Raw genomic sequence first — 18,676 nt, 5'->3', positions numbered from 1 at the left:
CGTGGTGATCACTCCGACTCCCCTCATGCGTCTGGTGGCCGGTGTGTGGGGGTTCAAGACCCTCGCTGTCGGCGTCGAACTTGGTTTGTTCACCCGGCTCGCCGGCGGGCGGACGATGACCGTCGAGCAGGCCGCCGCCGAGTTCGGGCTGCCCGACCGGCCGGCGGACCTGCTGCTGGCCGCCAGTGCGTCACTCGGCCTGTTGGAGAAGGCCGGCGACGGTTACCGCAACTCCGAGTTGGCCGAGCAGTTCCTGGTTGAGGGTCGCCCGTACTACTTCGGGGCGCAGGTCCGCTACTCGGACCTGCGCACCTACCTGCCCTGGCACCGCATCGGCGAGGCCCTGCGCACGGATCGACCGTTGACCTGGGACCCGGAGGCCCAGCAGTCGATGTTCGACACCGAGGATCCGGAGATGCTGGCCCAGTTCTGGGACGCGATGTTCTCCACGTCCAGCTTCACTGCCAGCGCGTTGGCCGACGCCTACGACTTCTCCGCGCATCGTCGGCTGCTCGACGTGGGCGGCGGTGCCGGTGCGTTCCCGATCGAGTTCTGCCGACGACTGCCCGAGCTGCGGGCCACCGTGCTGGATCTGCCGCACGTCTGCGTCCGGGCCCGGCAGCGGATCGCGGAGACCGGCCTGACCGGACGGATCGACGCGGTGGGCGGTGACTTCCTCGCCGACCCGGCGCTGCCGGACGGGCACGACGTCATCCTGCTCAGCATGATCCTTCACGACTGGGACGAGCCGACGAACCGGGCATTGCTGGCCCGGTGCCACGCGGCGTTGCCGCCCGGCGGGGCGATCGTCGTCTGCGAACTGCTGCTCAACGACGAGCGCACCGGTCCGCCGGAGGCGGCCCTGATGGGGATGAACATGCTGGTCGAGACCGAGGGTGGCCGGAACTACTCGGGCGCCGAGTACGCAGCGTGGCTCACCGACGCCGGCTTCGTCGACGTGCGTACCGTGCCGTTCGACGCGCCGGGCGCCAACGGCGCTGTGGTGGCCCGCCGGCCCTGACCGACGACGACACCCGGCCCCGGTGCGAACCGTGGGCCGGGTGTCGCGGCGCCTCAGGGCGCGGGCGTCCGATCGGCTACCGGTACGGGTCAGGCGCGAGCCTTGGCTGGCTGCTTCATGAAGTCCATGATCGCCTTGTTGACCTCGTCGGCGTGGGTCCACGGAATGCCGTGCGGCGCGCCCTTCATCGTGATCAGCTGCGCGGTCGGCATCATCGGCCCGAGCCGCTGACCGGTCACCGGGTAGGGCAGCACGTTGTCCTTGTCGCCCTGCATGATCAAGATCGGTACGTCGATCTTCGGCAGGTCCTGACGGAAGTCCTCCTGCCAGGCGGTCACGCTGTCGTGGGTCGCCCTGGCCGAGGCCATCGCGCCGATCTGCCAGTGCCCCCGATACGCGTCCTCACTGACCAGCTTGCCCTTGTTCTCGCTGTAGTTGAAGAATGCGTCGCAGAACTGGGTCAGGTACGCGTAGCGGTCCTTGATGATGGCGTCCTGGAAGCCCTTGAAGAGGCTCGTGTCGACGCCCTCCGGGTTGTCCTTCGCCTTGGCCAGCATGGGTTGCAGCGGGCTGAGCAGAACACCGCGACTCACTCGCTGGGAGCCGTAGTTGGCCAGGTAGCGAACGACCTCGCCGGTGCCCATCGAGTGACCGACCAGGGTCGCTTCCTTCAGGTCCAGCTCGGTCATCAGCACGTCCAGGTCCGCGGCGAAGGTGTTGTAGTCGTAACCGAACGCCGGCTGGGCCGAGTTGCCGTATCCGCGTCGATCGTAGGTGATCGTCCGGTATCCGGCGTTGAGTAGCGCGTTGGTCGCCTTCTCGAAGGTCGCCCCGTTGAACGGGAAACCTGCGATCAGCACGACCGGCTTACCGGAACCGTGATCCTCGTAGTACAGGTCGATGGGTGCGGAGTTTTCCGTACCCACGGTAATGAAAGGCATGTCTGTCTCCTGCTCCGGTCTCGGGCTGTCGGACCCCCCGCGCTTTCCCGTCGGGTCGCCGGATATGCGGGCCACCGAAGGCACCCGGGGAGCCCGCTCGGCCACCCACCTCCCCATCGACATTTATCAACGCCATCGGTACGCTCGCCGGTAGAAAGTTTCGGCCTACGGGAGGTGGGCATGCCCCTACGAAAGCGCGCGAGGGCCGCCGCGTTGGCCATCGGAGCGACCACGATCGCGCTGGGCGCCACGCCGGCCCACGCCGACCCGGTGGTGCCACGGCACGCCATAGTGGTCTGCCAGAGCGCCAGCTTCTACGCCAACTACGACTCCGCCGGCGGTCCGACCGGCCTGAAGCGCACCCTGGCGTACGGCAACAAGATCGGCCACACCCCGGGGGCGCACCCGGTCTACAACGGGTGGGCGGCTTCCTTCGACTTCGGCCCGAACGACTGGGGTTACCTCCGCGCCGAGTGCATCGGCGGGTACGACTCATGGTGAGCCGGCGTGGCACCCGGGTGACCGCCGGCCTGCTGGCCGGAGTCGTCGCCGCGACACTCGCCATGCCGACCCCGGCGCAGGCCGCCAACGGCACGATCGGTCAACGGGAGACGGTGTGCGCGAGTGACCTGTTCGTCCGTACCCAGCCCGTCGGCGCCTGGATGGGCACCCTCTACCAGGGTCAGACGTTCCTGGTCGAGGGCCCCCGCAGCGGCGGCTACGTCTACGGGTTCGCCTACGGGCACATCAACCGGCGCGGCTGGGTGCAGGACGGCTGGTTCTGCTGACCGTGCCCACTGGCGGGACAGGGGTGTCCTGATCGGGCCGTGACGGCCTAGCCTCGGGGTGTGAGCCTTCCGCCCCGGCTGCGGGCCGTCAGCGACCTGCACGTCGGGCACCCGCAGAACCGCGCGTTCGTGCAGGAGCTGCACCCGGACGACGACGGCGACTGGCTGCTCGTCGCCGGGGACGTCGCCGACCGGTTCGCCGACATCGAGTGGGCGCTCGGGCTACTGAGCAGCCGGTTCGCGCGGGTGATCTGGGCGCCGGGCAACCACGAACTGTGGACGCCGCCGCGGGACCCGGTCACGTTGCGCGGTGAGGAGCGCTACCGCGAGTTGGTCCGGATGTGCCGACGGTTGGGGGTGCTCACCCCGGAGGACCCGTACCCGGTGTGGGACGGCGACGGCGGCCCAGCGACCATCGCGCCGCTCTTCGTGCTCTACGACTACACGTTCCGGGTGCCCGAGGCACGCACCCAGGAGGAGTCGCTGGCCCTGGCGTACGCGGCCGGTGTGGTGTGCACCGACGAGGCGCTGCTGCACCCCGACCCGTACCCGAGCCGGGAGGCGTGGTGCGCGGCCCGGGTCACCGAGACCGAACGCCGGCTGGCCGAACGCGACCCGGCGCTGCCGACGGTGCTGGTCAACCACTACCCGCTGGTGCGGGAACCCACCGACGTCCTGCGGTACCCGGTCTTCGCCCAGTGGTGCGGCACGGTCCGTACCAGCGACTGGCACCTGCGCTTCGACGCGGCCACAGTGGTCTACGGGCACCTGCACATCCCCCGCACCACGTTCCACGACGGGGTGCGCTTCGAGGAGGTCTCCCTCGGCTATCCCCGCGAGTGGCAGCCCCGAGGGCCGGTACCCGACCCAGTACGCACCATCAACCCGGCCGACGACAGGCGTGGGCGCTCGTCCGTCAGCGAATGAGCCGTCAGGATTTCCGCAGCGGCCGGAACGCGGCCCGCACCTCGGCGGAGAAAAGTTCCGGCTCCTCCCACGCCGCGAAGTGCCCGCCGCGGTCGGCCTCGTTGAAGTACGCGATGCCGGGGTAGACCGCCTCGGCCCAGCTACGCGGAGCGGCCCAGATCTCGCCGGGGAACGTGGTGAAGCCAACCGGAACCGTGACCGGCGGCGGAGCCTGACCGGAAGCCTGGGCCGCCGCTTGAAACCGCCCCTGCTCCCAGTACCACCGGGCGGACGACGCGCCGGTACCCGTCAACCAGTACAGCGTGATGTTGTCGAGGATGCTGTCCCGGGTGAGACCGCCGGTCGGCTCACCGTCGAGGAACGCGCGGGAGATCTTGTAGTAGCTGTCCGTGTCGTGGTCGAGCATCCAGGCCGCCATCCCGACAGGCGAGTCCAGCAGCGAATAGCCGATCGTCTGCGGCCGGGTGGACTGCTCCAGGAAGTAGCCGAAGCCATCCATCGAGAACAGCTTGAGCGCGTCGAGCGCGGCGCGCTCCTGCTCGGATTTCGCCGGCAACGTGTCCTTGATGCCGACCGCCCCGGCGAGCAGGTTGACGTGGATGCCGAGCAACCCCTTGGGTGCTTGCCGTCCCATGGCGTCCGTGACGGCGGCGCCGACGTCGCCACCCTGCGCGACGTAGCGCTGGTATCCGAGGCGGTCCATGAGTTTCGCCCACGCCTGTGCCATCCGCGCCGAATTCCAGCCAGGCTCGGTCGGCTCGCCGGAGAAGCCGTAGCCGGGCAAGGACGGCAGCACCAGGTGGAACGCGTCCTCGGGCGTGCCGCCGTGCGCCGTCGGGTCGGTCAGCGGGCCGACGGCCCCGAGCAGCTCGACGACCGAGCCCGGCCAGCCGTGCGTCATGATCAGCGGCAGGGCGGTCTCGTGCTGCGACCGTACGTGGATGAAGTGAATCTCGACGCCGTCGATGTTCGTCGTGTACTGCGGCAGTGAATTCAGCCTCGTCTCGCACGCACGCCAGTCGTAATCGGTCATCCAGTAGCGGGCCAACTCCTGGATCGTCGCCAGCTGCACCCCCTGCGTGCGATCGGCGACCAACTCGCGAGTGGGCCAGCGGGTAGCCGCGATCCGGCGACGCAGGTCGGCGAGCGTGTCCTCCGGCGTGTCGAGCCGGAAGGGACGAATTTCGCTGTCGTTGGACATCTTCCCCACCTCGCCAAGTCGAGTCGGCCAGTGCCGATGCAACGACAGCGCCGGCACTCGACCAGTCTCACAGCGGGCCGGCGCCATCCGGGCCGAAACGCGAATCGCCGACGCGCCTCCCGCGTCACACCCGTGAGATGATCAACCGGTGAGCCAACCGGACGAAATCGACGACAACTGGCTGAATGGCGAGGAAGTTGCCTGTCCGGAGTGCCACGAACGCCTCTACCGCCTCGACCACTCGCCGCTGCTGGACTGCTATTTCCTCTACTGCGACAGCTGCCCGATGCGGGTAGATGTCGGTTACTACGACAAGACGTTCAAGAGCATCGCGGACGCGCTCCCTTCCGGGGACAGGACCTACCCCACGCTGATGGCGGCACTCGAGGCGCGGCTACGGCGATGCGACTGCGGCGGGCGGTTCCAGGACGCGGCGCCTCGGCGCTGCCACCGATGCTCCACCGTCCTGACTGCCATCAGCGCGCCTTCCGGTGTTGACGTCTGGCCAGGCTGGTGGACAGATGAGACAGACACCGGCGCTCTGGAAGAGACGTTCACCGACAGGTACTTCCGCACCGAGGACCTCTGGGAGCACTGACGCAGCGCCGTCTTCGTGTCGACCCCCGCCCTGACCAGCGCGTCGAGCCCGTGATGCGTGCTGACGATCCGCCCGCCGAGGACCTCGGCGCTCGCTACTCTGAACCTCATGTTCAGAACTCTTGCTCCACCAGATCCCACCGAGTTCGCCGGCAAACAGGCGGTCGTCACGGGAGGTTCTCGCGGGATCGGCGCGGCCATCGTGCAGCGGTTGCTCGACGGCGGCGCGACAGTCGTCACCACGGCACGTAACGCCTCCGACGAGACACCGAAGGCCGCCACCTTCATTCAGGGCGACATCGGCACGCTCGCGGGCGTGCAGGCATTCGCTGCGGCAGCGCTCAACGAACTCGGCGGCGTCGACATCGTGGTCAACAACGCGGCGGCGGCACGCGCCCACCTCGGGGGTGTCTCATCCATCCCCGACGAGGAATGGCTCGACGCCCTCTACCTCAACTACCTGTCCGCCGTTCGGGTCAACAACGCGCTGCTGCCGGCGCTGCGCGAGGCCGGGGCGGGCGCCGCGATCGTCAACATCTCATCGGGAGCGGCCCTCACGCCGGCACCGCCACTGGCTCACTACGGCGCCGCCAAGGCCGCCCTCAACACCTACGGCAAAGCGCTAGCTACCGAGCTCGCGCCTGCCGGAATCCGCGTCAACACGATCATCCCCGGCAACGTGCTCACCCCGGGCGCCGACGCGATCCGCCAGAACTTCGCCGACGCCATGAACGTCGAGCTCGCCGCCACCACAGCGAGCATCCCTATGGGTCGCCCCGGAGACCCGCGCGACATCGCCGAGGCCGTCGCCTACCTCGCCTCGGACCGGGCTCAGTGGATCACCGGAATAACCCTGACAGTCGACGGCGGTGAAATCCCCGTCATCTAGCGCCAGGTTCGGTCAGCCGCATGAACGGCTACCGTCCGTAGGCCAGCTGGACGGCAGGTCCCCGCACGAGCGCTCCTCCCGCCGCCCGGCGGAGTGAGGGCTCGTGACCCTTCAACTTCTTCCCCGTAGCTGCCGGCGCAGGTCGGTGTGTCGGACCGTGTCCACGACGATCAGTGCCGTGAGTATCAGCACCAGCAGCGCGAGTGCGGCCAACGGCGGCACCAGGGCCGCGAGCGGAATGCCGGCCAGCAGCACGCCGACGGCGACCAGCCGCACGACGCTGAGCGCCATGTGCATGCGCTGGACGAACAGCAACTGCCCGGCCAGGTAGGTCGCGAGGCCACCGAACAGGGCCGCCGCGTAGAAGACACCCAGGGGTTCGGCGTCGCTGGCGTGGGCTGCGATGCCCTCGATGCCGAGGGCGGTGAGGACGACGCCGGCGACGATCGGGAAATGCCCAAGGTTGTAGGCCTCCACGGCGAGAATTGTTCTCGCCTGCCCTCGAGCTTGCTCCAGCCGGCGTGCCGCCGCCAGCGGCACGAGGTCGTTTGCCCCTATTTGGCCGGGTGTAGCACATCATATCGGGGGCGCGGCATCGTGCCGCACGTATGGGGCAGAATCACCGGCCGTGACACTTGTCCTGCCGCCGCGCCTGACAGCGTCGGCTCAGAGCTTGCGCGACGCCGCTCATCGGCGTGGTCTACGCACCGTCCAGTTGCACACCTTCGAAGTACCCGTCGGGTTGTGTGCTGATCACCTTCACGCAGGACCGAGCTTCGCCGACGTCGTCGCACCACTGCTCGGGATCGCGCCCCTGGAGGCGCAACCTGGCTGGCTGACTGGTCTTCCGCGGGACCTTACCCGCCGCGAGATCACCCTGGTCACCATCGGTGAAGCGTACGAACTCCGTCGGCCGGCGTTCATCAAGTCGCCCAACGACAAGAACATCCCGGCGATGATCTACACCGATGGTTCCCGCCTGCCCGGCCCGGACGCTGTCGACCGGCAGACGCCAGTGCTCGTCAGTGACATCGTCGACTTCACCGCCGAGTACCGGCTACACCTGCTCGACGGTGTTGTCCAGACCGGCAGCCAGTACGCCGCGCACGGCCGGTTGCACCTTGGCCCTCCGTCGACCGACGCACTAGCCTTCGGCACCGATCTCATCGCCGGATACGGGCACACCTTGCCCTCCGCCATCGTCGTGGACGTAGGACTGGTCGACGGCTACTGGGCCGTGATCGAAGCAAACGCCGCGTGGGCCAGCGGCGCATATGTAGCGGATCCAGACCTGGTCCTCGACGTCGTCCTCCGAGCGGCCAGCCCAACGGCTTCGGTCACCGCCCGAGACCGCCAGTTCATCCGACGGCCTCAGCTGCCCGCCGCGCTCTAGCCTCATCGAGGCATGTCAGGGCACCGTCAGGCGCGGCGGTGGTTCCAGCCTGATACCCAATGCGATGCACACCGCATGGGCGGCCGCGACCTTCACGTCACCGTCACCGGTGTCCACCGGTAAATCTACTATCTTCATTACCGTGACCTTGTAGCCACCGGGTCGCCCCAAGCGGGCGAGCGCGTACCGCACGCCCTCAACCGCCTCAGCCACCAACTGGTCATTGACCGGTCGATCGATCACCGCTCGTGGCCCATAGACATCTCGTAACCAGGCGAAGGCATCCGGGGAGACGACTACCTCGTCACGGTCTGCCGCCTCAACCGCGACAGCCACGTCCGCCGCATGCCCAATGCCGCCAACGATCTGCCGAAGGCGAAACTCTCCCTGCACTGCCGAAGGATACCGGTGACGCAGGCCCGGCCGTCCCAGAGTGGATGCGTCCCGTTGGCGAGGTGCGGCTTGCGCCCGTTCGATGAGGTGGGCGGCCGCCGCTCCCCCGGCGGCCGCCCACGCCTCGGTCAGCTGGCGTAAACCTCCAGCGTCGACAGTTGGCCGGCCGGCCAGCCGGTGTTGCCGGTGACGGTGATGCGCACGTACCGGGTCTGGGCGGCGGTGAAGGTCAGCGTCACCTGGTTTCCGGTGGCCGGGTTGAAGGTCCGCCCCGCCGATCCGACCAGCGTGCCGAAGCTCCCCCCATCAGTGCTGCCCTGCACGGCGAGAGTCTGCGTCCGGCTGGCCCAGGCGGTGGCCGGGGGCAGCTTCAGCACCACCCGGCCGACAGTGCGCGTCGCGCCCAGGTCGACCTGCACCCACTGCGGGAACGCGCTGTTGGCGCTCTCCCAGTAGCTGTTCGCGTCACCGTCGACCACGTTGCCCGACCCGTAACTCTGGACGTGGCTGCTCTCGCTGGTGGACCGACCTCGAGCGAGGTCCGCGTTGGCCGCAGCGTCCGTGGTGGCGGTGACCGCGTTGGACGCGGCCGAGGTGTTGCCGGCGGCGTCGCGGGCGGTGACGGTGAAGGTGTACGCGGTGGACGGGCTGAGCCCACTCACGGTCGCCGTGGTGCCCGTGACGGTGGCGACGACATTGCCGCCCTGGCGTACCTGGTAGCCGGTCACCCCGGTGTCGTCGGTGGAGGCCGTCCACGCCAGGGACACGCTCGTCGACGTCTTGCCGGTCACGGTGAGGCCGCTCGGAGTGGTCGGCGGGTTGTCCGGGACGGTGCTCCCGGCGTACACCTCGACCTGGGCGAGTTGGGCGGCCGGCCAGCCGGTGTTGCCGCTGATGCTGAGGCGGACGTAGCGGGCCGTGGTGGCCGTCAGCGTGCGGGTGACGGTGTTGCCGGTTGCCGGGTCGAAGGCGAACGCGGAGGCCCCGGCGATGGTGGTGAAGGACGAGCCGTTGACGCTGCCCTGCACGGTGATGGTCTGGGTGCGCGCTCCCCAGCCGGCGGGCAGCCGCACCACGAGCTTGTTGACCTGGTGGCTGGCGCCGAGGTCGACCTGCCACCAGTGCGGGAAGGAGCCGCCGCCGCTCTCCCAGTAGCTACCGGCGTCGGAGTCCACAGCGTTCGACGCCGGGAACCCGCCCCCCTGGCTGCTGGCCGAGGTGGACCGCCCGGCGGCCAGGTTGCCGCTGACCGGCGGTGGGGTGCCGACCATCGGCGGCGTGGGGCGTACGGCGGTGAGCGCGAGTTGCCCCTTGAGCATCCGGCCGCCGTCGGCGGTGATCCGCAGGTAGTAGTCGGCGGAGCAGGCGACGCCGTCCTCGTCCAGGGCCCGGATGTTCGCGCCGGCCGGGGTGGTGGCCTGGGTCTCGGACGTCTTGGCGATCTGGTTGCCCTCGTTGTATTCGTCGAACATGGACACGTACAGGCCCTGGGAGCCGAGCCGGACCATGTTGTAGATGTGCCGCCAGTAGAAGTCGCCGTGCTTGCGGTGACCCCCGGCGAGGTCGCCGGGCATCACGCAGGGCAGGTAGTCGATGCCGCGCGCCGCACAGTCGGCCATGTCGCCGACGTTGACGTTGTTGTAGTACGAGTCCAGTTCCTCCACGGTCCTGGCCCGGTAGACCATCCACGGCGAGATCGCGTGGAACGCGTGGTAGACGTCGAGGAAGCCGGGGCGGGAGTCCTCGATGCCCTGCCGCCACCAGGTCGGCACGCCACCGATGACGTAGCAGCCCTGGGCCTTGAACCAGTTGATGACCTCCAGGCAGGGCCCGGGGGTGAAGGGTCGGCTGGACTCGCTGAAGCCGAAACCCCAGATGCAGACGACCGGTTTGCCGTTCTGTCGGGCGTACGCGGAGGACGCTGTGTGCGCGGCCATCTTCGTCGTCCAGTCGGTCTTGATCTCCGACTGGAAGGTCAGCCAGTCGGTGACGTCGTACATGATGTAGAACTTGCGGCTGTAGCGCTCGGCCGCGGAGCGGACCTTCTGCGTCATCGCGTCGCGGGTGGGGCCCTCGTCGCCCATCGGGTTGAACCGTTGCAGCGCGGCGGTGTCGCAGCCGTTCTCCTGCATCCAGCGGAAGTGGGTGTCCACCGTCTGCTGGTCGTAGGAGGAGAAGAGGGTGGCCGGTTGGCCGTTGCCCAGGTTGGGGTACGCGGTGGGGTAGGTGCGGGTGTACTCGCGCATGTCCGGCCAGGACACGATTGTGGTGTTGGCGGGTGAGGGCGGCTGGAACCGGTCGCGGCCCCAGTGCCACCATCCGCCGATCGGCGCCCCGTCTCCGGGTGCGCTGAACCAGCCCTGGTAGCCGACCGTCACCTTGCCGACCACGTCCCCGGGGGGACTGGCGGCCTGCGCGGGGCTGGCCAGGGTGGTGAGCAGCTCGGTGGTGGAGGCGGTGGCGAGGGCGGACCCGGCCAGCACCGATGTGACGAACCTGCGGCGGGAGACCGCCATGACGACCACTCCTTCGGGACGGAAGGCATTGACGGCCATCGTGGCAGCAGTGGATGCCGACCCGCAAGAGTTAGACTGATCGATGAAAATCCCGATCAGATGACGGGAATTACCCGCTGGGTCGTCAGTGGCTGACGGCCCGCCCCAGCGCCCACACCGGGGACAGGATCTGACTTGGGGCTTGGCGGCGACGGGCGTCGCGCACCGTCATCCGCACGCCCTCGGTGAAGCCGACCTTGGGGCACCACCCGAGCAACTCGCGCGCCTTCCTGGTGTCCAGCGCCATGTTGCGCACCTCGCCCGGCCAGGGCAGCGGCTCGTAACGGGCCGCGTTGTCGACGCCGGACGCCTCCCGGACCGTGTCGTACACCTCGTTGACGCTCGTCTGCCGACCCGAGGCGATGTTGACCGTACCCACACCGTTGTGGTGACAGGCGACGGCGATCGCCTCGGCGACATCGCTGACGTAGATGAAATCCCGCGTCTGCGTGCCGTCGCCGTGAATCACCACCTGCCGACCACCGAGCAGCGCGTCGACCATCAGGGACACCACGCCGCTGTCGCTGCCCTCCTGCCGGGGCCCGTAGACATTGCCGAACACCATCGAGGTGTACGGCAGGCCGTGCTGACGCCCGTACCAGTCGAGGTAGTGCACGCCGGCAGCCTTGCTGATGCCGTACGGGCTCACCGGTGCGATCGGATGGTCCTCCCGGACCGGCAACTCGTGGGCGGCGACGCTGCCGAAGATGGCGCTGCTGGCCGCGCTGACCACCAGCCGTACGCCGCCGCGGGCACAGGCGTCCAGCAGGTTGACGGCGCCGAACACGTTCACGTCGGCGTCGTACAGGTGCGAGCGACGGGCGGCGGGAACACTCGACTGTGCGGCGAGGTGCACCACCACGTCCGGCTGCCACTGGTGGATGACCTCGACACCCTCCGACGTACGGATGTCACCCGCGATGACGTCCGCCTCGGTCAGTCCGCCGTAGGCGGCGTCGGCCAGGTTCTCGATCCGGCCGCTGGAGAAGTTGTCGAGCACCCGGACCTGGCTGCCCATCAGCATCAGCCGGGCGACCACCTGGCTGCCGATGAAGCCGGCGCCGCCGGTCACCAGAACGCGCCGGGGCACCAGGTCCGTCGGCGGGTCGACACCGACGGCGGTAACGGGCAGGTCTATCTCGGACTCCTCGGAACGACGGAACGGTCGGCCCGCTGCGGCAACCGGACGGCCAGACACGACCGTAACCCACCCAAGAGCCACCAAACGGATGCTTAGCCCTAATGCCTTGTGTGGATATGCGAAATTTAATAGGGAAAGCGCTTTTTTTGGCGTTCGGCCCGATTCAACCTTTTATCGCCAGTAATTTCCTCCCCGGGCGTGTTCGCCGACATGCCTGGGAGCACCTGACGGAGAGGGAGGACGGCGTGCTGAGAGAGACTCCGGGTCCGCCACCGCGACAACCGGGCGGTGGCGTGATGAGCGCTCCGCTGCTGTCGGTACTGCTGGTCAGCTGGAACACCCGCGAGCAGACCCGACAGTGCCTGGAGTCGCTGGCGTCGACCGCCGATCCCGATCTGGACTACGAGGTGGTGGCCGTCGACAACGACTCGTCCGACGGCTCAGCCGACCTGCTCGCCGACCAACCCCGGGTCCGACTGATCCGCAACAAGCACAACAACGGTTTCGCCGCCGCCGCGAACCAGGCGTACCGCCGAGCGAACGGGCAGCTGATCCTGCTGCTCAACAGCGACATCCGGTTCCACCCGGGCGCGCTGTCCCGGATGGTCGACCACCTGCTGGAGCGGCCGGACGTCGCAGGGGTCAGCCCGCTGTACCTCAACCCGGACGGCACCTTCCAGCAGCACTACGTCCAACAGCCCAGCTTCGCCGCCACCATCGCGCTGGTGACCGCACTGCGCCGACTGCCCGGGTTCCGCCAGGCGCTGCATCGGTTCCAGATGCGCGGCGAGGACTTCAGCCGTCCCCGGCAACTCGCCTCGGGCAGCTGCGTGCTGCTGCGCCGCGCGGTGCTCGGGCAGCAGACCATCTTCGACGAGACGTTCCCCGTCTATTGGAACGACACGGTCCTCGCGCGGCAGCTCGACCAGGCCGGGCACCAGCTGTGGATGCTTCCGGACGCGGTGGTGACGCACAGCCGGGGCGCGTCCTGTCGGTCGCTCGGGCCGACCATCCGCTTCCGACACCTGCTGGGCAGCCTGGTCGCGTATCTGCGGATGACCCAGCCCCGGTACCGGTTGCCGGTGTTCCGGGCCGCGCTGCTCGCTGACCACCTGGCCAAGCGGCTCTTCGGTCGATCCGTACAACTGGGCCTGGGCGACCTGCTCGCCGCGCTGCGCGGCGACGTCGGCCCGCTGCCCGACGGTGACACCCGCGACTGGGTGGTGCTGTTCAGCCGGACCCGATGGTCCGTCGACGGGCATTCGACGGTGCAGGGGCAGTTGGCGCCCGGGCAACGGTTGCTCTTCGTCGACCCGCCGGGACGCCGGCCGCGCTGGCGGTGCGAGGTGACCCCGATCGGTTCGGCGGCCTGGCATGCCGTCGCACCGACCGCCCTGCCGCTGGGCGACTCGGTGCCGCTGGTCAACTGGATCAACCGGCGGATCGCGGCCGGCGCGCTGCGGGGCTGGCTGGACCGGCACGCCGGCGCCCGCCTGCTGCGACTAGACGACGAGCGCGCCCGCCCGGTGCTCGGCCGCCTCGGCGAGGACGAGTTGCTGCCAGCCGGCGCGCCACGGCCGATGGAACGGTCGGGCCGTGACTGAGCACATCACCACCCTGCAGCCGACGGCCGTGGCGGTCACGCCGCCCGTCGAGGACCGCGACTGGGTCGTCATTTTCAGCGGCACGCCGTGGGCGAACGGCGCCCACCGGCAGCACGCGCTGGCCCGCGAACTGACCGTCGACCACCGGGTGCTCTTCGTCGACCCGGCCGGGCACCTCCCACGCTGGCGGGTTCAGATCCGGCAGGTGGCCGACGGTCTGTGGCAGTGCGCCGGGCCGGCGTTGCTGCCGTTCGGTCGGCACCTGCCCCCGGTCAACCGGGTCAACCGTTGGCTCGCCGCGCGCGTGCTGCGCCGGTGGTTCCGGCGGCAAGCGGCATCAGTCCGACTGCTGTGGCTGGACGAGGATCTGGCCGCGCCGGTCGCCTCCCAGCTGGACGCGTCCGCCGTCGTGTACGACGCCACCGACCTGGACTGGACGCTCGCCCAACCCTGGAACCGTCGGCACCTGCGCCGCGCGCTGCGCTCCGCCGTCGGCGCCGCCGACCTCGTCCTCGCCTCGTCCACCGCGCTACCGGACCGGATGCCCGCCTCCGACCCGGCACCGGTGGTGCTGGCCAACGGATGCGACCCGGACCGCTTCTCACCGGACGGCCCGGTCGCGCCCTGGTTGCTCAGCCTGCGGCGGCCACTCATCGGCTACAGCGGCGCGGTCGACACCCGGGACTTCGACGCGGACCTGGTCGCCGCCGTGGCGCGGGCCCACCCCGAGTGGACGTTCGTCCTGGTCGGCCCGTCCACCCGGGGCGGCCGCGCCCCACTGGAAGGTCTGTCCAATGTGCAGCTGGTCAACGCCGTCGGCTTCGCGGACGTCCCGGGCATCCTGCGGGCCTGCGACGTCACCATCATCCCCTACCGGGTGGGCGGGTTGGCCGACTACGTGCACCCGCAGAAGTGCTACGAGTACCTGGCCCTCGGCAAGCCCGTCGTCGCGACGCCGCTGCCGGCGCTGCGGGCGCTGGCCGACACCATCGCCCTCGCCACCGACCCGTCGAGCTTCGGCGAGGCGCTGGCCGACGCGCTGGACCGGGCCGGCGCACCAGACGAATCCGCCCTACGCCGGGAGGTAGCCACCCGAAACAGCTGGTCGGCACGAGGCGCCCAGCTGCGCTCCCTGTTGGTGGGGTTGCCGCGATGAGAGTGCCGGTCGTCGCGCCCGGTGTGCTGCTCGCCGGCACCGGGCTGGGCGGAGTGCTGACAGTGGTCACCCTGCTACCCGGGCCGGTCGGCCTGGCCGCCGCCATCGGCGTGGTGTGTGCCGGTACGTTCCTGCTCTGGCCCGGGGCCGTGCCTGCCGGTCGGCATCATCGGCGGCTGACGGCGATGGGCCGGAGCCAGCATGGCTCCGGCCCATCACGTCCGCGCGGGTGCGAACGACCGCCCGCCTCAGGCCGAGAAGTTGCGGAACAGCAGGGACGCCAGGGCGAGCGCCAACGCCAGGTTGAACACAGTGGCACTGGCGAACACCGCCACCGGTCGCCAACCCGCCTCCCGCAGCGACGCGACCCGGACCTCCAGGCCGATGCTGACGAAGGCCAGGATCAGGAACCACACGCGCAGGTCATTGACGATGGCGATGCTCGCCTTCCCGTCCGCGCCAGCCGCGTCGAGGTACCAGGTGGCGATGACCGAGGCCGCGATGAAGCCGAGGACGAACTTCGGGAACCGCGTCCACAGCTCACCCAGGCCCGGTCGGGCCGCGCCGGGCCGTCGTTCCACCCGCAGGGTGAAGTACGCGGTGAGCGCGACCGCCACCACACCCATCAGGGCATTCTGGGTGACCTTGACGATGCTGGCGATCTGGAGCGCCTCCTCGCCAGCGAGCGCTCCCGCCGCGGTGACCGCTGCGGTGGTGTCGATGTTGCCACCGATCCAGGCGCCGGCCACCGCGTCGGAGAGCCCGAACACGTCGGCCAACCACGGCAGGATGAAGATTGACGGCAGCGCGAAGACGATGACCAGACTCGCCGTGTAGGCCAACTGCTCGCGGCGCGCCCGCACCGCCCCGGCGGCGGCGATCGCCGCGCTGACCCCGCAGATCGATACGGCCGACGCGAGCAGCGCCCGCAGCTTGTCGTCGAGGCCGAACCTGCCGGCCAACCACCAGGTGAAGAAGAACACCCCGCTGATCAGCAGGATCGCCTGGGCGATCGCCGGACCGGCGGCGCTGGCGATGACGGCCAGGTTGATCGACGCCCCGAGCAGCACCAGACCGGTCTTGATGAAGAACTCGGTCCGGAACGCGGCGGCGATCCGGTCCCGCCAGCCGAGCAGTGTGACGGCGACGTTGCCGAGCAGGCCGAGCAGGATCGCGTAGACCGGGTACTCGACCGCCGCTCCGATGTCCTCGACGGCCGTGCCCTCGGCCCAGGCTGGGACGTTCTGCTCCAGGTAGCGGGTGAGCGCGGCGAGACCGACCACGATCAGCAGGCCGAGCGCCGTCCAGGCCCAGAACGCCCCGTCACGCGCCACGCTCGTCGGCTCGACGGGATCGGCGGTGGTCGACGAGGTGTCGCGCTCGACCACGTCGTCGGCGGGCGGGGCGTCAACGCGGGTGGCGTCGTCAACGCGGGTGGCGTCGGCGGAGGTGGCGGGCTCGTTGCCCGTGCGGGTCGCGTCGGCGGTCATCAGGGCACCAGCCCGGCGGGGATGGCACCGAGCAGAACCAGGGCGAGCAGGGCCAGGCCGAGGATGGTGGCCAACCAGTCCTCGTTGAACGCGAGCCGGGACTCGCCGCTCGTCGGTGGGGTGGGCGGTGGCTGGTCAGATGTCATGGCGTACCTCCATGGTTGAGAACCGATCCGGCCGTGCCGGATCGGTCAGAAGCGCGGTGACGAGGGTGCGGAGCCGCGCCGGGTCACGCCTCGACGCGCGAGCCGGCGGTGCGGCCGGAAGAGGAGTGCGGTGCTGCGGTGCTCAGTCGGTGCCCGGTGCGCCCGGACAGAGCTCGCTGGCGGTCCGCATCAGGTCGACGACCCGACGCGAGGTGAGGAGCGGACCAACCGGCATTCACGTATTTTCCTACCGACTCGATAGGAATTCAAGACTGTCGACGCGGATTCTCGCTCTGCCGCGCCGCACCCGCCACGGAAGGCGGGGCCGGAGCCATCGCCGGCTCCGGCCCCGTCGGTACGCCCGATCCCCGCTACGGGGTCGGGTACTGGGTCAGGTAGACCGGAGCGCCGACCTTGGTCATGTCGGCCGCGTCCCCGACGCCGTTGACCACGTGGTCGATCGTGCCGGCGCTGAGGTTGACGGTCATGATGTGGTGCAGCCGCACCCCGGGCCGGTTCGGGACCTCGAAGCCGTTCTCGGTGTGGATCGACGGGTTGTTCTGGTTGAACACGTACACCCCACCCCCGTAGAGGGTGTGGTGACGCACCCGGTCACCGACCTTGTACCCGGCCCAGCCCTCGACCGCGCCGTTCATCCAGTCGGCCTGCGCCGGCGGGTCGTACGGCAGCTCGTTCTGGTAGAGGATCGTGGTGCCGTGCTCGCCGTTCCAGACCGTGTTGTAGCGCTGGAAGTGCTCGACGAAGAGGCCTGTCGCGGTCACGTGGTCGCCGTTGACGACGGCCCCGTAGCGACCGGTGTTGGTACGCCAGCGGTCGGTGTCACCGTTGACGCCCTCGGTGAAGCCCTCGACGCCGTGATCGCCGCGCCACACCCAGGTGTGATCGATGAGCACGTTGTCGCTGTTGACCTCCAGCGCGGTGTTCGTCCGCCCGATGTGTGGGCCGCCGACCCGGAAGTACACGTCGGAGAGCGTGGTCGGGTTGTGCGGGCTGCTCGCGTTGCGGCCGTGCTCACGTCCGACCCGCAGCAGGACCGGCGACTCGACGAGGCCGGCGTCGATCGTGACACCGGCGACGATCACCCCTGGAACACCGGCCACGTCCAGCGGGATCGCGCCGTTCACGGCGGTCAGCGTGGCGTGCCCGATCCCCAGCACCACTGTGTTCGCACGCCGGACCTCGATGCTGCGCGCGATGTCGTATGTGCCGGGGGTGAGCAGCAGGTGCTTGCCGCGCGCCAACTGGCTGTTGATGACGCGCACCGAGTCGGACGGCTTGGCGATGAAGAAGTCGCCGATGCCGATGGTCCGCCCCGGAGTGATGCCGTCAGCCCAGGAGACGCCCCGGCTGTCGCGCTGCGCGGCGGGCACCCGCACCTGGTAGCGACCCTTGCCGTCGACGAAGAGGTAGGGCTTCTCCCGGCTGAGCGGGGTGGTCTCCAGTGTGGTGTAGGGCGGGTCGGGGAACGTGGCGTCGTCCGGTGCGCCCTCGACCCCGGCGAACACCTGGTTCCACACCGCGTTGGACCAGCCGCCGACCTCGCTGTTGCGGGTCAGCCACTGTTGCTGCGAACCGTTCGTCGTGGCCGGCAGCCGTGAGTCGGCGATGAACCCGCCGCTGGCGTACTGCGGGCCGGCGGTGCAGTAGTCCATCAGAGACAGACCGCCGCCGCCGATGTTCAGTCGGCGCATCGACACCGCCTGGGAGACCGCCCAGAAGTTCGCCGACGACCGGCAGTCGTCCTGGCCGGCCGCGTTGATGGTGAGCGAGAGGTTGGACAGGGTGCGCCAGAAGTTGACCAGCGCGAGGCAGTTGCCGGTGCCGCCGTCGGCGAGGCAGCGGTTGTAGACCTCCAGCTTGCCGTTGACTGTGACGTCGGTGGGCGAGGCGCCCAGGCCGGACACCTCGGTGTAGTAGCCGACCTTGGCCTGCAACGGCTGCGCGGCCGTGCCGTACGTGCCCGGCTTGAACAGGTAGGCGTGCCGCTCGGTGCCCATCTCGTTGTCGACCTGCCGGGCGTGCGCCGCGTCGAGGGTCTGCTGGATCTCACCGACCGACATGGACGGGTCGAAGATCGTCACGTTCGGGCCGAAGTCGGGTGCGCCGTGCGTCGGGCGGCCGGCGCTGGCCGCCGTGCTGGTCATCGTGGTGGCGGTGATCAACACCAGAGCGAGCAGGAGGGTACTACCGGATCTCCGGCGTACACCTCGGGACGGGGATGTCATGGTGTTCGTCCTCTCCGCTGGCCGGGCGTACTTCCGGCGCAGCTGGGGGCGGTGAGAGCGCTCTCTGACCCTTGCCGCCGGAGGTTGGGCCGGGCCGGAAGGGGTTGACATGTTTCTACCCGTTAATCCGCCCGCACGCCACGAGCGCCGCACCGCGAATGTTGGCGGGCCGGGCCCTCGCGGTACGG

The 18,676-nt window shown here is 69.5% G+C and carries 18 protein-coding genes; 9 read left to right on the top strand and 9 right to left on the bottom strand.

The window, feature by feature from the left end; translation table 11 throughout:
* Positions 1 to 4: 4 nt before the first annotated feature.
* Complete coding sequence (locus ACLJOK_RS08565; RefSeq protein WP_410817421.1) at positions 5 to 1,021, top strand: methyltransferase; 1,017 nt, start codon at positions 5 to 7, stop codon at positions 1,019 to 1,021.
* A gap of 89 nt (positions 1,022 to 1,110) precedes the next feature.
* Here the strand turns inward: ACLJOK_RS08565 and ACLJOK_RS08560 are convergent, their stop codons facing one another.
* Positions 1,111 to 1,962 carry an alpha/beta fold hydrolase gene (locus ACLJOK_RS08560; RefSeq protein ID WP_410817419.1) on the bottom strand — a complete coding sequence of 284 codons (852 nt, stop codon included), beginning with the start codon at positions 1,960 to 1,962 and terminating at the stop codon, positions 1,111 to 1,113.
* Positions 1,963 to 2,142: 180 nt separating this feature from the next.
* On the opposite strand from ACLJOK_RS08560, the gene ACLJOK_RS08555 reads away from it, so the two are divergent.
* Genes ACLJOK_RS08555 through ACLJOK_RS08545 form a run of 3 tightly spaced genes read left to right on the top strand, consistent with a single transcriptional unit; the run spans position 2,143 to position 3,677 of the window.
* Positions 2,143 to 2,463: a hypothetical protein gene (locus ACLJOK_RS08555; protein WP_410817418.1), complete on the top strand. Its 321-nt coding sequence runs from the start codon at positions 2,143 to 2,145 to the stop codon at positions 2,461 to 2,463.
* On the top strand, positions 2,457 to 2,750 hold the full coding sequence (locus ACLJOK_RS08550) for a hypothetical protein (protein ID WP_410817417.1): 294 nt from the start codon (positions 2,457 to 2,459) through the stop codon (positions 2,748 to 2,750). Before ACLJOK_RS08555 ends, ACLJOK_RS08550 begins: the two co-directional genes overlap by 7 nt.
* Positions 2,751 to 2,810: 60 nt before the next feature.
* On the top strand, positions 2,811 to 3,677 hold the full coding sequence (locus tag ACLJOK_RS08545; RefSeq protein ID WP_410817415.1) for a metallophosphoesterase family protein: 867 nt from the start codon (positions 2,811 to 2,813) through the stop codon (positions 3,675 to 3,677).
* A gap of 4 nt (positions 3,678 to 3,681) precedes the next feature.
* Here ACLJOK_RS08545 and ACLJOK_RS08540 read toward each other — a convergent pair whose 3' ends face one another.
* Positions 3,682 to 4,878: an epoxide hydrolase family protein gene (locus tag ACLJOK_RS08540; protein ID WP_410817414.1), complete on the bottom strand. Its 1,197-nt coding sequence runs from the start codon at positions 4,876 to 4,878 to the stop codon at positions 3,682 to 3,684.
* Positions 4,879 to 5,026: 148 nt separating this feature from the next.
* Here ACLJOK_RS08540 and ACLJOK_RS08535 point away from each other — a divergent pair, with 148 nt between their 5' ends.
* Positions 5,027 to 5,476: a hypothetical protein gene (locus tag ACLJOK_RS08535; RefSeq protein WP_410817413.1), complete on the top strand. Its 450-nt coding sequence runs from the start codon at positions 5,027 to 5,029 to the stop codon at positions 5,474 to 5,476.
* A gap of 108 nt (positions 5,477 to 5,584) precedes the next feature.
* Positions 5,585 to 6,364 (top strand): SDR family oxidoreductase, encoded by a 780-nt coding sequence (locus tag ACLJOK_RS08530; protein WP_410817411.1) that lies wholly within the window; start codon positions 5,585 to 5,587, stop codon positions 6,362 to 6,364.
* A gap of 111 nt (positions 6,365 to 6,475) precedes the next feature.
* Here the strand turns inward: ACLJOK_RS08530 and ACLJOK_RS08525 are convergent, their stop codons facing one another.
* Complete coding sequence (locus tag ACLJOK_RS08525) at positions 6,476 to 6,904, bottom strand: low temperature requirement protein A (protein WP_410817410.1); 429 nt, start codon at positions 6,902 to 6,904, stop codon at positions 6,476 to 6,478.
* Between the two features lie 88 nt (positions 6,905 to 6,992).
* Between ACLJOK_RS08525 and ACLJOK_RS08520 the strand changes: the two genes are divergently transcribed.
* Positions 6,993 to 7,757: an ATP-grasp domain-containing protein gene (locus tag ACLJOK_RS08520; RefSeq protein WP_410817408.1), complete on the top strand. Its 765-nt coding sequence runs from the start codon at positions 6,993 to 6,995 to the stop codon at positions 7,755 to 7,757.
* 15 nt (positions 7,758 to 7,772) lie between these two features.
* Here the strand turns inward: ACLJOK_RS08520 and ACLJOK_RS08515 are convergent, their stop codons facing one another.
* From ACLJOK_RS08515 to ACLJOK_RS08505, 3 genes are all read right to left on the bottom strand, one after another.
* Positions 7,773 to 8,150, bottom strand: a complete 378-nt coding sequence (locus tag ACLJOK_RS08515; protein ID WP_410817407.1) for a hypothetical protein — start codon at positions 8,148 to 8,150, stop codon at positions 7,773 to 7,775.
* Between the two features lie 128 nt (positions 8,151 to 8,278).
* Positions 8,279 to 10,666: a discoidin domain-containing protein gene (locus ACLJOK_RS08510; protein ID WP_410817406.1), complete on the bottom strand. Its 2,388-nt coding sequence runs from the start codon at positions 10,664 to 10,666 to the stop codon at positions 8,279 to 8,281.
* A 124-nt stretch (positions 10,667 to 10,790) separates the two neighbouring features.
* Positions 10,791 to 11,903, bottom strand: a complete 1,113-nt coding sequence (locus ACLJOK_RS08505) for a GDP-mannose 4,6-dehydratase (RefSeq protein WP_410817405.1) — start codon at positions 11,901 to 11,903, stop codon at positions 10,791 to 10,793.
* 239 nt (positions 11,904 to 12,142) lie between these two features.
* Between ACLJOK_RS08505 and ACLJOK_RS08500 the strand changes: the two genes are divergently transcribed.
* Positions 12,143 to 13,450: a glycosyltransferase family 2 protein gene (locus ACLJOK_RS08500; RefSeq protein ID WP_410817403.1), complete on the top strand. Its 1,308-nt coding sequence runs from the start codon at positions 12,143 to 12,145 to the stop codon at positions 13,448 to 13,450.
* Positions 13,443 to 14,606, top strand: coding sequence for a glycosyltransferase (locus ACLJOK_RS08495; RefSeq protein WP_410817401.1), 1,164 nt, complete (start codon positions 13,443 to 13,445; stop codon positions 14,604 to 14,606). The genes ACLJOK_RS08500 and ACLJOK_RS08495 overlap by 8 nt, the downstream gene beginning before the upstream one ends.
* Before the next feature lie 248 nt (positions 14,607 to 14,854).
* Here the strand turns inward: ACLJOK_RS08495 and ACLJOK_RS08490 are convergent, their stop codons facing one another.
* The 3 genes from ACLJOK_RS08490 to ACLJOK_RS08480 all read right to left on the bottom strand — a co-directional run bounded on the left by ACLJOK_RS08490 (position 14,855) and on the right by ACLJOK_RS08480 (position 18,488).
* The gene (locus tag ACLJOK_RS08490) at positions 14,855 to 16,096 is read right to left on the bottom strand and encodes a YeiH family protein (protein ID WP_410817400.1); all 1,242 of its coding nucleotides are present in this window, start codon (positions 16,094 to 16,096) and stop codon (positions 14,855 to 14,857) included.
* Positions 16,096 to 16,242 (bottom strand): hypothetical protein, encoded by a 147-nt coding sequence (locus tag ACLJOK_RS08485; protein ID WP_410817399.1) that lies wholly within the window; start codon positions 16,240 to 16,242, stop codon positions 16,096 to 16,098. Before ACLJOK_RS08485 ends, ACLJOK_RS08490 begins: the two co-directional genes overlap by 1 nt.
* A gap of 371 nt (positions 16,243 to 16,613) precedes the next feature.
* The gene (locus ACLJOK_RS08480) at positions 16,614 to 18,488 is read right to left on the bottom strand and encodes an adenylyl cyclase (protein ID WP_410817397.1); all 1,875 of its coding nucleotides are present in this window, start codon (positions 18,486 to 18,488) and stop codon (positions 16,614 to 16,616) included.
* Positions 18,489 to 18,676 lie beyond the last annotated feature (188 nt).

The organism is Micromonospora sp. 050-3 (genome assembly GCF_046549335.1).
Classification (GTDB): Bacteria; Actinomycetota; Actinomycetes; order Mycobacteriales; family Micromonosporaceae; genus Micromonospora; species Micromonospora trifolii.
Note: the sequence above shows the minus strand (reverse complement) of the source record. Positions and strands in the feature narration are given on the sequence as shown.

Bases quoted from the DNA above. Each gene is read 5' to 3' on its own strand.
- ACLJOK_RS08560 (WP_410817419.1), bottom strand. From the start codon at position 1,962: ATGCCTTTCATTACCGTGGGTACGGAAAACTCCGCACCCATCGACCTG.
- ACLJOK_RS08485 (WP_410817399.1), bottom strand. From the start codon at position 16,242: ATGACATCTGACCAGCCACCGCCCACCCCACCGACGAGCGGCGAGTCC.
- ACLJOK_RS08510 (WP_410817406.1), bottom strand. From the start codon at position 10,666: ATGGCGGTCTCCCGCCGCAGGTTCGTCACATCGGTGCTGGCCGGGTCC.
- ACLJOK_RS08500 (WP_410817403.1), top strand. From the start codon at position 12,143: ATGAGCGCTCCGCTGCTGTCGGTACTGCTGGTCAGCTGGAACACCCGC.
- ACLJOK_RS08480 (WP_410817397.1), bottom strand. From the start codon at position 18,488: ATGACATCCCCGTCCCGAGGTGTACGCCGGAGATCCGGTAGTACCCTC.
- ACLJOK_RS08540 (WP_410817414.1), bottom strand. From the start codon at position 4,878: ATGTCCAACGACAGCGAAATTCGTCCCTTCCGGCTCGACACGCCGGAG.
- ACLJOK_RS08530 (WP_410817411.1), top strand. From the start codon at position 5,585: ATGTTCAGAACTCTTGCTCCACCAGATCCCACCGAGTTCGCCGGCAAA.
- ACLJOK_RS08490 (WP_410817400.1), bottom strand. From the start codon at position 16,096: ATGACCGCCGACGCGACCCGCACGGGCAACGAGCCCGCCACCTCCGCC.
- ACLJOK_RS08550 (WP_410817417.1), top strand. From the start codon at position 2,457: ATGGTGAGCCGGCGTGGCACCCGGGTGACCGCCGGCCTGCTGGCCGGA.
- ACLJOK_RS08555 (WP_410817418.1), top strand. From the start codon at position 2,143: ATGCCCCTACGAAAGCGCGCGAGGGCCGCCGCGTTGGCCATCGGAGCG.